We start from the raw sequence: 15,178 nt of genomic DNA on the forward strand, positions 1-15,178 counted from the left end.
AATTAGGTTCTCTCCGTTTTGCTCAACCACATTTTGTCCATACCCTCGCCTTTGATCTGCATTGGGTAAACGTGCTCTGTTTCATCGACATTGATATCCACAAACACCAAACGATCTTTCATATCCAAAGCTTGCTTTAGGCCCGCTTCCAGCTGATCGGGGGTTTCGATACGGATACCCACATGCCCATACGCCTGTGCAATGGCTGCAAAGTCAGGAACAGAACTCATGTAGGAGTTGGAGTGTCGCCCTTGGTAGATAATGTCTTGCCACTGTTTGACCATGCCCAAGAAACGGTTGTTGAGGTTAATGATCTTCACCGGAATATCATACTGCATCGCCGTAGAGAGCTCTTGGATGTTCATCTGAATACTGCCATCGCCCGTCACGACAACCACTTCTTCATTCGGCTTAGCAAATTTCACCCCCATACCCGCAGGAAGGCCAAAGCCCATCGTGCCTAGACCACCAGAATTGATCCAGCGGCGAGGTTTATTAAACGGGTAGTAGAGCGCGGCAAACATCTGGTGCTGACCAACATCAGAAGCCACATAAGCGTCGCCATTCGTCAGCTTGTGCAGTGTCTCGATAACTTGCTGAGGCTTAATCCGCTCTGGAGAGGTTTCATACGCTAAGCAAGCGCGATCGCGCCATGTTTGAATGTCGTCCCACCAGCGAGTCAATGCTTGTTGATCGTTGGATGCTTGTTGATCTTCTAGCAGATCCACCATAGCTTGCAGTACTTTGTCCGCAGAGCCGACGATCGGCAGATCCGCTTTGACGTTTTTAGAGATGGATGAGGGATCAATGTCGACATGCATAACTTTCGCATCGGGACAATATTTCTCTAGATTGTTGGTGGTGCGATCATCAAAGCGAACCCCAACACCAAAGATCAGATCGGCGTTATGCATCGCCATGTTTGCTTCATACACGCCATGCATCCCGAGCATACCGAGCGCATTTTTGTGTGTGCCAGGAAAAGCCCCTAGTCCCATCAGTGTGCTAACAACCGGCAAATTCAGCGCTTCTGCCAATTTAAGCAGCGGTTTATCTGCTTCGGCGATCACCGCGCCACCACCGACATAAAGAACCGGCTTTTTCGCGTCGAGCAGCGCTTTCAGCGCCTTTTTGATCTGCCCTTTGTGGCCGCTGGTTGTCGGCTTATAAGAGCGCATTGAAATGGATGAAGGATACTCGTAAGGCAGCTTCACCAAAGGATTCATCACATCCTTAGGCAAATCAATCACCACAGGACCTGGTCGCCCGGTAGTGGCAATATAAAAGGCTTTTTTGACCGTTTCAGGAATATCTTCCGCTTTTTTCACCAAAAAGCTGTGCTTTACCACAGGGCGAGAGACGCCAACAATGTCACACTCTTGGAACGCATCGTTACCAATCAGGTTATTAGGCACGTTGCCGGAAATGACGATCATCGGGATAGAATCCATGTACGCCGTCGCGATCCCCGTAATGGTATTGGTCGCTCCAGGTCCAGAACAGACAAGCACCACACCTGGGTTGCCCGTTGCTCTTGCATAGCCGTCGGCCATGTGGGTAGCGGCTTGTTCGTGACGCACGAGAACGTGCTTGATTTGGTCGGTTTTGGCGTGCAGCGCATCATAGATATCAAGAACGGAACCACCTGGGTATCCAAAGATCTGTTCAACGCCTTCTTCGATCAGAGATTGCACCACCATCTCTGCTCCGGACAACATTGCTGCCATATTTTTCTCCTTACCAGTACCTCAATCAATAAGGTCAATCAATTGAGCTGGTTTTACATAGTCTAGGTCTTATTCGTAGCCTAATCGAAATACATACACTTTTTCGGCTATGTCCTGCTCTGTCGTAACAAAAAGCAAGGTAACGCAACAAATGTAACGTTTAATTAGCACCAGGTCTAATGCGATTTACCTCGCAAAATTGACAAGATGCTACTAAACAAGGAAACAGGGCCTTAAATACTCACCGAGTGGCACCAAAGCAATACAAGGCATTAAAGTAATGGAAAATTTTAGTCATATATATTGTTTCATCACTTCTCGTCATCCTCATCTCATTGGCTAAAGCTGATGAGTAAAGCGCAAAAAAAATCCCTCAATGACTCATGTATGTCATTGAGGGATTTTTCATCAATCGAAAAATTATCCTAGCGCGGAACTACTTGTGTTCCGGCTTATCACTGTACATTTCTTCGATTTCGTCCTGATATTTATCATTGATCACTTTTCTGCGCAGTTTTTGAGTGGGCGTTAGCTCGCCATCGTCCATTGAGAAGGCTTTAGGCAGCAGTTTGAACTTCTTCACTTGCTCAAAATTGGCCAACTCTTTTTGCAGATCTTTGACTCGCTTTTCCAGCATTTCGACCACTTGGTGGTGTTTTATCAGCTCGACCCTGTCGTGATACTTAATGTTCAACTCTTTGGCGTACTCTTCCAAGCTGTCAAAACAAGGCACAATCAGAGCGGAGACAAATTTGCGCGTATCGGCAATCACCGCCACCTGCTCAATGAAGTGATCTTTGCCGATCGCCCCTTCGACCACTTGAGGCGCAATGTATTTACCGCCGGAGGTTTTCATCAGCTCTTTGATACGGTCGGTAATAAAGAGATGGCCATCCTCATCAATATGCCCCGCATCTCCTGTCTTCAAGAAGCCTTGCTCGTCAAAACTCTTCGCTGTCTCCTCGGGCATTTTGTAATAACCACGCATGACCATAGGGCCACGGACGAGAATCTCGTTGTTCTCTCCGATTTTCACTTGCGCACCGGGCATAGTGACACCAATGGAGTCAGGGTTAAAACCGGTATCGCTCCAGCATGACACCGTCGCGGTGGTTTCCGTCATACCGTAGCCTAACTTGACGTTAATGCCTAAAGCATGGAAAAAACGGCCAATGGTTTCATCAAGCTTTGCGCCGCCACAAGGCATAAAGTTGATGCGACCACCCAATAAAGCACGCAGCTTCGACAGGACCAATTTATCCGCAAGCGCATGTGACTTTTTCAGTAGCAAAGAAGGCTCTCGTCCCTCTTGATGACACGCCGACACCTTGGCGCCCATATTCACCGCCCAGGTGAACAGCACTTTGCGAATCAGTGGAGCTTTAGACACTTTCTCATGAATGGCCGAGAAGATTTTCTCGTAAAATCTTGGCACCGCACACATCACAGTAGGGCGCACTTCGCCTAAGGCATCACGCACTTGCATGGTGTCTTGCAGATAACAGTTGGTCGCGCCTTTGTAGAGCACGTAGTAAGTCCACGCCCGCTCAAACACGTGAGACAACGGCAAGAAACAGAGCGACACATCATCTTGAGAGAGGCTCAGACGTTTGTCATGCCCTTCGAGTTGCGCGGCAATGTTAGCGTAATCGAGCATCACGCCTTTCGGTTGACCGGTAGTACCTGAGGTGTAAATCAGTGTGAGCAGATCATCGGCGTTTGATTGGCTTAAACGCGCGTCAAGCTCCGCTTGGTGCGCTTCGCTGCCGCTGGCAATAAAGCCTTTCCAGCTCATCGCGTTCGGCGCATCCCCTAATTCGATGTCATCGGACATAGCGACAATCAACTCAAGCTGAGGGCACAATGTCGTGATCTCTAACGCCGCATCAAACTGAGTTTGCTCGCCAACAAACAGCACTTTCACATCCGCGTTTTCTACGATATATGCGGACTGGGCAGCGGTGTTGGTCGGATAAATAGGAACGGTCACGATACGGGCTTGCAGCGCACCGATATCAGCGATGGTCCATTGCGGCATGTTGTTGGAAAAAATGCCGACTTTATCTTGTATTCTCAATCCTTGAGCCAATAGTGCAAGCGACACGGCGTCCACTTGCTGACCGAACTGCTTCCAACTGATGTCTTGCCAAGCACCGTTCACTTTGTGCTTGAGCGCGGCGCGATCGGCGCCTTGTGCAATTCTGTCTCGAATTCGTTGTACGATATGAAAATCTAAATTGGCCATCACTTCTACCTTTAGCTTACACCTGTAAGCCTTATTTCAGCGCACAAGTGTACATTTCAAGTTTGAAAAGGCAACTGACACTCATCAAACTTCTGCCGCTAAATAGTAAAAAACCTCGGGAGGCGAGAGCCACCCAAGGTTTTTTAATACAAGAAAAGTGTGTCAATTAGTTTAAAGCGACCACTTCACCGCACACCATCATCAGTTGATCACGCAACCAGATGTGGCCTTTGTCTTTTTCACTCGACTCGTGCCAGCTGAGGTAGCCACTGATACTGGCGTTCTCAAACGGGAACTCAAGTACTTGTAGCTGCTCTTTGTTGGCGGCATTTTCAACCATCCAACGCGGTGCGATAGTCACGAGCTCTGACTGACCGACCACGTACAGCACGTTACTCAAGCTCGTACCTTCATAGTACGCTTGTAAGTCTAGATCACGATAAGCTTGCTCAGAGAAGCTACGCTGACCATGAATTTTAGACAGTTTTGCATGACGCTCACGCAGCAAGTCATCTGCGCTCACGCTGCCGTTAATGCGCGAGTGTGCTTTTGATGCGACGACAACCAATTCGTCTTGGAAGATTTCTGTGCTTGAGAAACCTTGCTCATCAAAACGGGCGTAATCAATCACAAAATCAATTTCTTGATAACGCATGCGCTCAGCTAATTGGCGGTCAAATTCCGCATCGAGGTGCAGTTGGACATTCGGTGCCAACTCGTGAATCGTTGCCATGATTTTGGGTGCAAAACGCATGTCACAAGGGCTGCAAATACCAAGCTTGAAAAGACGTGTTGACGTTTCAGGAGAAAACACAGAACTTGGCAGCTCGTTACGGATCAGTTGCAACGCTTGACGCACAGGGCCAAACAGTTGGCGAGCGCGTTGAGTCGGTTGGATACCGCGACCTTGACGCATAAAGAGTTCGTCATTAAACATCACTTTTAGGCGTGCGACAGCGTTGCTCACTGCAGGTTGGGACATGCCCAAGTTATGCGCAGCGCGTGTGATGTTTTGCTCTTGCATCACCGCATCAAACACAGTTAATAGGTTGAGATCCACTCCACGTAACGTACTTTCCATACGGTAGCTAGACATAGCGCTAACCGATTCTTTCTTGTCATTCATTTGGCAAGCCTCATTAAAATTCGTCAAATTCATTCAATATTTTTGATGCGAATAGGTGGGGAACAGAAAGCCGTGGCACGGGATGGCACTCGTATTTCTAAGTCAGATATTTCCTAACGCATTACTACTATCAACGAATCAAACTGCGCTTATCAACTAGATTGATATTTAATCAGTATTTTTTATCATACAAATCAGAAAGGCCTTACGAATCAAAACATTAAGCCACATGTAAAAATAACTAAAACGCTGTTTTTTATAGAAATATACAAATATTTCATATACCTCACGCATTTCCATATCGCGCCGCTATTATGGAGGGAATCAATAGTTACTCTCGCGGATACAAAAACAGCATCAATAACTGATGCTGTTTTTGTCGAATCAACGTAGCGCCTATCTCAACGCTAGGAGGGGGTAACATAACTTGGAAAATCCACTCGCTCCCATAGTTCACCGGTCAACGCCAACTGATCATCCCAACGCCCTTTTTCAATCCACGCCACAATTGCCTGTGCGACATCGGGGTAATTCACACTCTCTGCTCCAGGCTCATCGAGCCAACGACGAACAATCGAGGCATCCAGCATCTCCATCGACGACGCCAACCCAAGATCCTCTAATGTTGCCACATTGCTTAGTTGCTCAAACTGCCCACTCAAGGGCTTGAGTAGCAGCTTCTTACCCAACGTCAACGCTTCTGACGGCAGCTCAAAACCACCATTGGCAATCACCCCACCGCATCGATTGAGATGGTAATGAAAAGAGGAGACGCTGAGTGGCATAAACTCGATATTGTCGATCAATTCAGGTTCGATGATTTCTGGGTGATAACAGATAAAGCGATGGTTAACAAAACGAAGCAACAACTCCGAAATGTCGGCGGTGCTTTCAAACGGCAAATAAACCAAAATAAACGCTTCTTCTGCCACCTCTTCTCTATGCGTATGCACAATGGGTGGCAAAATGGGTTGATCAAAATGATACCAATGCAGCCCGATGTGATAATTGGCTGGGGCAAAATGCTCGATGACTTGTTTATCAAACCAACTCGCGCCACGTAAAGGGACAGGGTAGCGAAAGGCGTTTTGGTGGCTGATGCTAATCGATGGGATGTTTTGTTGCCGTGCGGCCCAAGCAGACACAGGCTCGAAATCATTGAGGACGAGATCGTACTGAGACAAATCGAGCTGTTTGACTTCTCGCCAAAAATGCCAGGGGTTATTGCTCAAGGCGGTTTTTAGGTAATCCACCTGGCCTTTATTGGTCACAAATGAAAAGCCTTGCCGAGTTTGATAGTCGCCAAACTCCTCCATAGAGAAGTACTTAGACTTTTCTCGGCCAGAAAAGAGAAACTGCACCTCCAACCCGCTCTTTTTTAAACACTGTGCCATTGCTCTTGCACGTGCGATATGACCATTACCAGTGCCTTGAACGCCATACAGTATTTTCACTCATTAACCTCCAATCAGGGTGAGGGCAGCTTGAGCACACATCATGCCCAAGACTGCGCCTAACAACACATCAGTGAGAAAATGGACACCCAACAAGATACGAGATAAGGCGATAAAACAGGCCCAGACTAACGCGATGACCGCCAAGCCTGGATAAAAGTGTCCGATCAAGGTGGCCATTAAGAACGCCGCTGCCGTATGCCCAGAGGGTAAACTGTAGCGATCGGATGGAGTAATAAAAGAGGGCACCAGATCTGACAACTCCTGCGGACGGCGGCGCTTAAATAAGTTTTTCAACGTCCAGTAAATCGGAAGCTCGATAAGAAACGCCGTTAAACCAGCAAGCAGAAACCAAGCCCCAGTATCGCCACCCCAGCCCCACGCTAGAGCGCCAAATAACACATAAAGGTGTCCATCACCTGTGTGAGAGACGGCTTTGCTCAAGCGAGACACAGGCCAAGAAAACTTGTGCTGCAAGCAAAACAATGAGAACGCCAAATCTAACTTTGCGATAGGTTCGATAGTACGCATGACCGACTCCTTTCCATGACGGTATTGATGACAAACTAAGCGTTCTTGGTGACAGGTTCGTGAACGTTTCACTGTAGTTGCGTGACATCAACACTCAGTAGAAAACGCAAACCTTTGCGTCTGTTGAAAATAAAGAAAACAAGAAAGAGGAGAAAACTTGCACTTTAGGGTTGACCTAGGCGGTTGAGTACGGTACTAATTTGTTAACTTAATTTTGTGGATATATAACGACCTTTAAGGACACGTTAATCATGTATATGCGTTTTTCTCTCCTGCTGAGCCTCCTCCTTATCGTGACCAAATCGCGCGGGTAGGCTGTGGACGAAAAACCACCACACAGATTCAAAAAGCCCGCATCAATATGCGGGCTTTTTTTTACTATAACGAAACCGGAAGTCATCGATTCACTCACTCAAATGTGTAGAAATCACTAAGGAAGCAAACATGAACGATCAAGTCATTATTTTCGACACCACATTGCGTGATGGCGAACAAGCGTTGTCAGCAAGTTTGACAGTTAAAGAGAAACTGCAGATTGCCTACGCGCTTGAAAGGCTCGGCGTTGATGTTATTGAAGCAGGCTTCCCTGTATCGTCTCCGGGTGATTTTGAATCCGTCCAAGCGATTGCTCGCAACATCAAGAATAGCCGAATCTGTGCGCTTTCTCGTGCAGTAGCGAAAGACATCGATGCGGCCGCTGAAGCGTTAAAGGTCGCCGACCAATTCCGTATCCATACCTTCATTTCGACCTCTACAGTGCACGTTCAAGACAAGCTTCGCCGCAGCTACGACGATGTAGTCGAAATGGGTGTCAAAGCGGTTAAACATGCGCGTAACTATACCGATGATGTCGAGTTCTCATGTGAAGACGCTGGCCGTACTCCAATTGACAACCTATGTCGTATGGTCGAAGCGGCGATCGATGCTGGTGCCAGTACGATCAATATCCCTGACACCGTAGGCTACACGGTGCCCAACGAGTTTGGCGGCATTATTCAAACTCTATTCAACCGCGTGCCAAACATCAATAAAGCGATTATCTCTGTTCACTGTCACGATGACCTTGGTATGTCTGTTGCCAACTCAATTGCAGCGGTTCAAGCAGGTGCACGTCAAATTGAAGGCACCATTAATGGCATCGGAGAGCGAGCGGGCAACTGCTCTCTCGAAGAGATCGCGATGATCATCAAAACTCGTCAAGAACTGCTTGGCGTTCACACTGGCCTTAAACACGACGAAATCCATCGCACCAGTAAACTCGTCAGCCAATTGTGCAATATGCCGATTCAATCCAACAAAGCGATCGTCGGCGCCAACGCGTTTAGCCACTCTTCCGGCATTCACCAAGATGGCATGCTGAAGAATAAGAACACTTACGAAATCATGACGCCAGAGTCGATTGGATTGAAAAACCAAGCGTTGAACCTAACCAGTCGCAGTGGACGTGCCGCTGTGAAGAGCCATATGGACTCAATGGGCTACAAGAGCGAAGAGTACAACCTAGATGCGTTGTACGAAGATTTCTTGAAGCTGGCTGACCGCAAGGGGCAAGTGTTTGACTACGATTTGGAAGCCTTGATGCACTTCTCTAACTTGCGCGAAGAAGATGACTACTACAAGTTGAACTATCTCAGCGTGCAATCTGGTAGCGTAATGGCCACCACCAGTATCAAGTTGCAGTGCGGTGATGAAGAGCGCTGCGAAGCGGCCGTCGGCAATGGCCCGGTGGATGCCTTGTACCAGTGTATCTATCGCGTCACTGGGTATGATATTGTGCTGGATAAGTTTGACTTAACCGCCAAAGGTGAAGGGGAAGATGGTTTGGGCCAAGCGGATATTATCGCCAACTACAAAGGCCGAAAATATCACGGTACCGGCGTTTCAACGGACATTGTCGAAGCCTCCGGCCAAGCCCTTCTTCACGTGATCAACAGCATTCACCGTGCAAACCAAATTGCTGAAATCAAACAGAAAAAAATCGCAACCGTATAAGACGCCTGAGACTCCGGTCTCAAGGCTTCACGATAATTAAAATTAAAGGATTAACATGACAGACAAAACGTACAACATTGCCGTTCTCCCTGGTGACGGCATCGGCCCAGAAGTAATGGCGCAAGCCAATAAAGTACTGGATGCGATTGAGAGTAAGCACGGAATCCGCTTTGAGCGTGAACAGCATGATGTGGGTGGCATCGCCATCGACAACCACGGTACGCCACTCCCAGAGAGCACGGTGAAGGCGTGTGAAGAGTCCGATGCCGTTCTATTTGGCTCAGTAGGTGGTCCGAAATGGGAACATCTACCGCCAAACGATCAACCTGAACGTGGTGCGTTACTGCCGCTACGTAAACATTTCCAACTCTTTTGCAACCTGCGCCCAGCTCAAATCCATTCTGGACTGGAAGCCTTCTCACCACTGCGCGCAGACATCTCTGAGCGTGGCTTTGATATCGTCGTCGTGCGTGAGCTGACTGGCGGCATCTACTTCGGTCAACCGAAAGGACGTGAAGGAGAGGGTGCTAACGAGAAAGCGTTTGATACGGAAGTGTATCACCGCTTTGAAATCGAGCGCATTGCGCGTATTGCGTTTGAGTCTGCGCAGCTGCGCCGCAAGAAAGTGTGCTCAATTGATAAAGCGAACGTACTGCAAAGCTCTATTCTTTGGCGAGAAGTAGTGGAAGAGATCGCTAAAGAGTACCCAGATGTTGAGCTTTCTCACATGTACATCGATAACGCCACGATGCAGCTTATCAAAGATCCGGCTCAGTTTGATGTCATGCTGTGCTCGAATATTTTTGGCGACATCATCTCAGATGAATGTGCGATGATCACCGGCTCAATGGGTATGCTCCCTTCTGCCAGTCTCAATGAGAGCAAGTTTGGTCTGTATGAACCCGCTGGCGGTAGTGCCCCGGACATCGCAGGCAAAAACATCGCCAACCCAGTAGCGCAAATTCTGTCAGCAGCGCTCATGCTGCGTTACAGCCTAGGCGAAGAAGCAGCAGCGCAAGATATTGAACATGCCGTATCTAAAGCGCTAGCCGCTGGTGAACTTACCGCAGACCTTGCCGGTAACAACCCCGCTCTGACGACCTCAGAGATGGGCGACAAAATCGCTGGATACATTTTAAACTCGTAATAGACAGACCAAACACAACAGACTATAAGTCGTCATGACACCGCCAATCGCCGCTTGGCATTGGCGGGTTTATCGACAAGGACGACGAGGAAGAGCAATGGGTAAAACATTATACGAAAAGGTGTATGACGCACATATCGCCGTCGAAGCCGAGGGTGAAAACCCTATCCTTTATATTGATCGTCACTTAGTGCATGAAGTGACCTCACCACAGGCGTTTGACGGCTTGCGTGAAAAAGGACGCACCGTGCGTCAAGTCAGCAAGACCTTCGCAACCATGGATCACAACGTCTCAACCACCACCAAAGACATCAATGCATCCGGTGAAATGGCGCGAATCCAGATGGAAACGCTGTCCAAAAACTGTGAAGAATTTGGCGTCACACTGTATGACATCAACCACAAATACCAAGGCATTGTCCACGTAATGGGCCCTGAGCTCGGTATTACGCTTCCGGGTATGACCATCGTATGTGGTGACTCACATACCGCAACGCACGGCGCCTTTGGTTCCTTGGCATTCGGTATCGGCACCTCAGAAGTTGAGCATGTGCTTGCCACTCAAACCTTGAAGCAAGCGCGCGCCAAAACAATGAAGATTGAAGTCAAAGGCAAGGTCGCCCCTGGCATCACGGCAAAAGACATCGTACTTGCCATCATAGGGAAGACCACTGCCGCGGGCGGCACGGGTTACGTGGTCGAGTTCTGCGGTGAAGCGATCCGAGATCTGTCGATGGAAGGTCGCATGACGGTGTGTAACATGGCGATTGAATTGGGCGCAAAAGCAGGCCTGATTGCACCCGATCAAACCACTTTCGATTACATCAAAGGTCGTAAATTTGCGCCTACGGGCGCCAACTGGGACGCTGCTGTAGAGTATTGGCAAACCCTGAAAACCGACGATGACGCCAAGTTTGACGCAGTCGTTACGCTAAATGGTGCAGACATCAAACCACAAGTCACATGGGGGACAAACCCAGGACAAGTGATCGCCGTCGATAGTCCAATCCCTACGCCCGAGAGCTTTCAAGACCCTATCGAGAAAGCCTCTGCTGAGAAAGCCCTTGCCTACATGGGACTAGAAGCTGGCAAAGCACTGTCTGACTACTCCGTCGATAAAGTGTTCGTTGGTTCTTGTACCAACTCTCGTATCGAGGATATGCGCGCCGCTGCCGCTGTGGCGAAAGGACGCAAAGTGGCGGCTCATGTGCAAGCGTTGATCGTACCAGGTTCCGAGCAAGTGAAAGCGCAAGCCGAAGCTGAAGGGCTTGATGTCATCTTCAAAGAAGCTGGCTTTGAATGGCGCTTACCTGGTTGCTCTATGTGTCTTGCCATGAACAATGACCGCTTAGGGCCAGGAGAGCGTTGCGCCTCCACATCAAACCGAAATTTTGAAGGTCGACAAGGCCGTGGGGGTCGTACCCATCTAGTCAGCCCTGCCATGGCCGCAGCTGCCGCCATTGCTGGCCACTTTGTTGATATTCGTGAGTTAAACTAAGGAGACACCACATGTCAGGATTTAAACAACATACCGGCTTGGTTGTGCCTCTCGATGCAGCGAATGTCGACACTGATGCAATCATTCCTAAGCAGTTCCTGCAAAAGGTGTCACGCTTAGGGTTTGGCAAGCATCTCTTTCATGATTGGCGCTTTCTAGATGATGCCGGTGAACAGCCTAACCCAGATTTCGTCCTCAACGCTCCGCGTTATAAAGGGGCCTCAATCCTGCTCGCACGCGAGAACTTTGGTTGTGGTTCATCACGTGAACATGCTCCTTGGGCGTTAGCCGACTACGGTATCAAAGCCATGATCGCGCCGAGCTTTGCCGATATTTTTTACGGCAACTCGATCAACAACCAAATGGTCCCTGTACGCTTAGCAGAACAAGAAGTCGACGAGATTTTTCAATTTGTTGAGGCCACTGAAGGCGCGGAAGTGGAAGTGGACTTAGAAGCGATGAAAGTGCGTGCTAACGGCAAAGAGTACAGTTTCGAGATCGATGAGTTCCGTCGTCATTGCTTGCTCAATGGACTCGACAACATCGGTTTGACCTTACAACACGAAGAGAAGATCGCCGCTTTTGAGGCGAATATCCCCGAGTTCTTGCGTTAATCTCGCGCTTACCATAAAGCTGGCAACCTGCCAGCTTTTTTTTGATCACTCTGAAGATGAAATATATCAGGCACTCGGAGGGTCTCAATCACTATGTACGATTTGTCAGATCAGATTTGTAAAGGTATAAGATGAAAACATCGCTCGCTGCACTTCTTCTGCTCGCCCCTATCTCCGCGTTGGCTGCACCCGAATCAAAACTTTGGGCATATTGGAACACAAGCAACCCGGAACACGCAGAGTCAATCTCTCATCAAGCATGGCAAGAGCTCCTTGATAAATATCTGGTTGTGCAAGGCGAAGACCATCTGTTGCGTTATGGCGCGTTTGAGCCTCAAGACACACTCAAACTCAATCGATATATCGAGTCATTGGAGACGCTCGACCCTCGTCAATTACGCCAGAACCAGCAATATGCCTATTGGGTAAACCTGTACAATGCCGTCACCGTTAAACTCATCATCGACCACTACCCCGTATCATCCATAACGAAACTCGGTGGGCTATTTAGCTTTGGCCCTTGGGATCAAGATGTCCTGACGATCAATGGCCAAGAGGTCACTCTCAACGATATCGAGCACCGCATTTTACGCCCAATCTGGCAGGATCCTCGTACTCACTACGCCGTCAATTGCGCCAGTCTTGGCTGTCCAAACTTGCAGGCGTCTGCGTTCACCGCAGAGAATACTGAAGCGCTGCTAGAACAAGCCGCAGAGGCATTTATCAATAGTCGTAAAGGAGCAGAGATACAAGGTGAGACACTCACGCTCTCCTCAATTTATGATTGGTTTGCCGCTGACTTTGGCGACAAAGAAGCGCTGTTTGATCACCTAACCCACTACCGCCCGGAACTGGCCGAGTTTTCAGGCAAAATACGCTACGATTACGATTGGCAACTGAACGAACGAAAAGAGTAGTCGAGAACAACAAGAGTAAAAACGAGAAACGCCCAGCTGAATTAGCTGGGCGTTTGAGTATTTAAGCCTGGCGATGTCCTACTCTCACATGGGGAAGCCCCACACTACCATCGGCGCTAATTCGTTTCACTTCTGAGTTCGGCATGGAATCAGGTGGGTCCAAATCGCTATGGTCGCCAAGCAAATTTTGTTGTCTACTCACCATGATGAGTGAGACGAATAACTGGTGCTGATACCCAGACTCGAACTGGGGACCTCATCCTTACCAAGGATGCGCTCTACCACCTGAGCTATATCAGCACACAAAATCTTGTGTCGGTGGACTAAAAAAACCCGTCTAACAACGGGCTCTCTTTATTTTTAGATACCTTGTTCTAAAAATCAGAGGTCTTACCTTTGTCTTCATTTTTCTATAAAAAATGAAAAGAAATTGGAAGCCTGGCGATGTCCTACTCTCACATGGGGAAGCCCCACACTACCATCGGCGCTAATTCGTTTCACTTCTGAGTTCGGCATGGAATCAGGTGGGTCCAAATCGCTATGGTCGCCAAGCAAATTTTGTTTAAGTTCCTAGTCTCTAGTGCCTAGTTCCTAGAACTTAATAATTCGGAAAGCTGTGTTTATCGTTTCTAGCTACTAGGAACTAGTCACTCGTCTCTTTTACACATTCAATGTTCTTTCATTGAGTCCATCAAAACCCTTTGGGTGTTGTATGGTTAAGCCTCACGGGCAATTAGTACAGGTTAGCTCAACGCCTCACAGCGCTTACACACCCTGCCTATCAACGTTCTAGTCTCGAACAACCCTTAAGGGCACTTAAAGTGCCAGGGAAGACTCATCTCAGGGCTCGCTTCCCGCTTAGATGCTTTCAGCGGTTATCGATTCCGAACTTAGCTACCGGGCAATGCGATTGGCATCACAACCCGAACACCAGAGGTTCGTCCACTCCGGTCCTCTCGTACTAGGAGCAGCCCCCTTCAATCTTCCAACGCCCACGGCAGATAGGGACCGAACTGTCTCACGACGTTCTAAACCCAGCTCGCGTACCACTTTAAATGGCGAACAGCCATACCCTTGGGACCGACTTCAGCCCCAGGATGTGATGAGCCGACATCGAGGTGCCAAACACCGCCGTCGATATGAACTCTTGGGCGGTATCAGCCTGTTATCCCCGGAGTACCTTTTATCCGTTGAGCGATGGCCCTTCCATTCAGAACCACCGGATCACTATGACCTGCTTTCGCACCTGCTCGAATTGTCATTCTCGCAGTCAAGCGGGCTTATGCCATTGCACTAACCTCACGATGTCCAACCGTGATTAGCCCACCTTCGTGCTCCTCCGTTACTCTTTGGGAGGAGACCGCCCCAGTCAAACTACCCACCAGGCACTGTCCTCACCCCGGATAACGGGGCTAAGTTAGAACATCAAACATACAAGGGTGGTATTTCAAGGTCGGCTCCACAGATACTGGCGTACCTGCTTCAAAGCCTCCCACCTATCCTACACATGTAGGCTCAATGTTCAGTGCCAAGCTGTAGTAAAGGTTCACGGGGTCTTTCCGTCTAGCCGCGGGTACACTGCATCTTCACAGCGATTTCAATTTCACTGAGTCTCGGGTGGAGACAGCGTGGCCATCATTACGCCATTCGTGCAGGTCGGAACTTACCCGACAAGGAATTTCGCTACCTTAGGACCGTTATAGTTACGGCCGCCGTTTACCGGGGCTTCGATCAAGAGCTTCGACCGAAGTCTAACCCCATCAATTAACCTTCCGGCACCGGGCAGGCGTCACACCGTATACGTCATCTTACGATTTTGCACAGTGCTGTGTTTTTAATAAACAGTTGCAGCCACCTGGTATCTGCGACTCTCAATAGCTCCATCCGCGAGGGATTTCACCGTCAAGAGCGTACCTTCTCCCGAAGT

The 15,178-nt window shown here is 48.8% G+C and carries 10 protein-coding genes, 1 tRNA gene and 3 rRNA genes; 5 read left to right on the forward strand and 9 right to left on the reverse strand.

All coding sequences use genetic code 11. The features are described from left to right. Positions 1-2 precede the first annotated feature (2 nt). From AC6R10_RS08830 to AC6R10_RS08850, 5 genes are all read right to left on the reverse strand, one after another. The gene (locus tag AC6R10_RS08830; RefSeq protein WP_334554150.1) at positions 3-1,727 is read right to left on the reverse strand and encodes an acetolactate synthase 3 large subunit; all 1,725 of its coding nucleotides are present in this window, start codon (positions 1,725-1,727) and stop codon (positions 3-5) included. A gap of 436 nt (positions 1,728-2,163) precedes the next feature. Next, positions 2,164-3,972: an AMP-dependent synthetase/ligase gene (locus tag AC6R10_RS08835; protein WP_500626337.1), complete on the reverse strand. Its 1,809-nt coding sequence runs from the start codon at positions 3,970-3,972 to the stop codon at positions 2,164-2,166. Positions 3,973-4,138: 166 nt separating this feature from the next. Beyond that, the gene (gene leuO / locus AC6R10_RS08840; RefSeq protein ID WP_500626336.1) at positions 4,139-5,098 is read right to left on the reverse strand and encodes a transcriptional regulator LeuO; all 960 of its coding nucleotides are present in this window, start codon (positions 5,096-5,098) and stop codon (positions 4,139-4,141) included. Positions 5,099-5,505: 407 nt separating this feature from the next. Further along, complete coding sequence (locus AC6R10_RS08845; protein ID WP_500626335.1) at positions 5,506-6,552, reverse strand: MJ1255/VC2487 family glycosyltransferase; 1,047 nt, start codon at positions 6,550-6,552, stop codon at positions 5,506-5,508. Positions 6,553-6,555: 3 nt separating this feature from the next. Further along, the gene (locus AC6R10_RS08850; protein ID WP_500672008.1) at positions 6,556-7,083 is read right to left on the reverse strand and encodes a phosphatase PAP2 family protein; all 528 of its coding nucleotides are present in this window, start codon (positions 7,081-7,083) and stop codon (positions 6,556-6,558) included. A 444-nt stretch (positions 7,084-7,527) separates the two neighbouring features. Here AC6R10_RS08850 and leuA point away from each other — a divergent pair, with 444 nt between their 5' ends. The 5 genes from leuA to AC6R10_RS08875 all read left to right on the forward strand — a co-directional run bounded on the left by leuA (position 7,528) and on the right by AC6R10_RS08875 (position 13,251). After that, positions 7,528-9,075, forward strand: coding sequence for a 2-isopropylmalate synthase (leuA, locus tag AC6R10_RS08855; RefSeq protein ID WP_500672009.1), 1,548 nt, complete (start codon positions 7,528-7,530; stop codon positions 9,073-9,075). 55 nt (positions 9,076-9,130) lie between these two features. Beyond that, positions 9,131-10,222 carry a 3-isopropylmalate dehydrogenase gene (leuB, locus tag AC6R10_RS08860; protein WP_500628783.1) on the forward strand — a complete coding sequence of 364 codons (1,092 nt, stop codon included), beginning with the start codon at positions 9,131-9,133 and terminating at the stop codon, positions 10,220-10,222. Positions 10,223-10,319: 97 nt separating this feature from the next. Continuing rightward, positions 10,320-11,720 (forward strand): 3-isopropylmalate dehydratase large subunit, encoded by a 1,401-nt coding sequence (gene leuC / locus AC6R10_RS08865; RefSeq protein WP_487901397.1) that lies wholly within the window; start codon positions 10,320-10,322, stop codon positions 11,718-11,720. Positions 11,721-11,731: 11 nt separating this feature from the next. Further along, the gene (gene leuD / locus AC6R10_RS08870; RefSeq protein ID WP_334554132.1) at positions 11,732-12,334 is read left to right on the forward strand and encodes a 3-isopropylmalate dehydratase small subunit; all 603 of its coding nucleotides are present in this window, start codon (positions 11,732-11,734) and stop codon (positions 12,332-12,334) included. A 131-nt stretch (positions 12,335-12,465) separates the two neighbouring features. Continuing rightward, entirely contained in the window at positions 12,466-13,251 is a 786-nt protein-coding gene (locus AC6R10_RS08875) for a DUF547 domain-containing protein (RefSeq protein ID WP_500672010.1), read from the forward strand. Between the two features lie 65 nt (positions 13,252-13,316). On the opposite strand, the gene rrf (AC6R10_RS08880) is transcribed toward AC6R10_RS08875, so the two are convergent. The 4 genes from rrf (AC6R10_RS08880) to AC6R10_RS08895 all read right to left on the reverse strand — a co-directional run. Continuing rightward, a 5S ribosomal RNA gene (gene rrf / locus AC6R10_RS08880) occupies positions 13,317-13,432 on the reverse strand. Positions 13,433-13,475: 43 nt separating this feature from the next. Beyond that, positions 13,476-13,551 (reverse strand) — tRNA-Thr (locus AC6R10_RS08885). Positions 13,552-13,687: 136 nt separating this feature from the next. Beyond that, positions 13,688-13,803: ribosomal RNA gene (gene rrf, locus AC6R10_RS08890) — 5S ribosomal RNA — on the reverse strand. 160 nt (positions 13,804-13,963) lie between these two features. Beyond that, positions 13,964-15,178, reverse strand: a 23S ribosomal RNA gene (locus AC6R10_RS08895); the annotation flags it as partial.

Source organism: Vibrio sp. R12-SG2-ISO1, assembly GCF_059834045.1.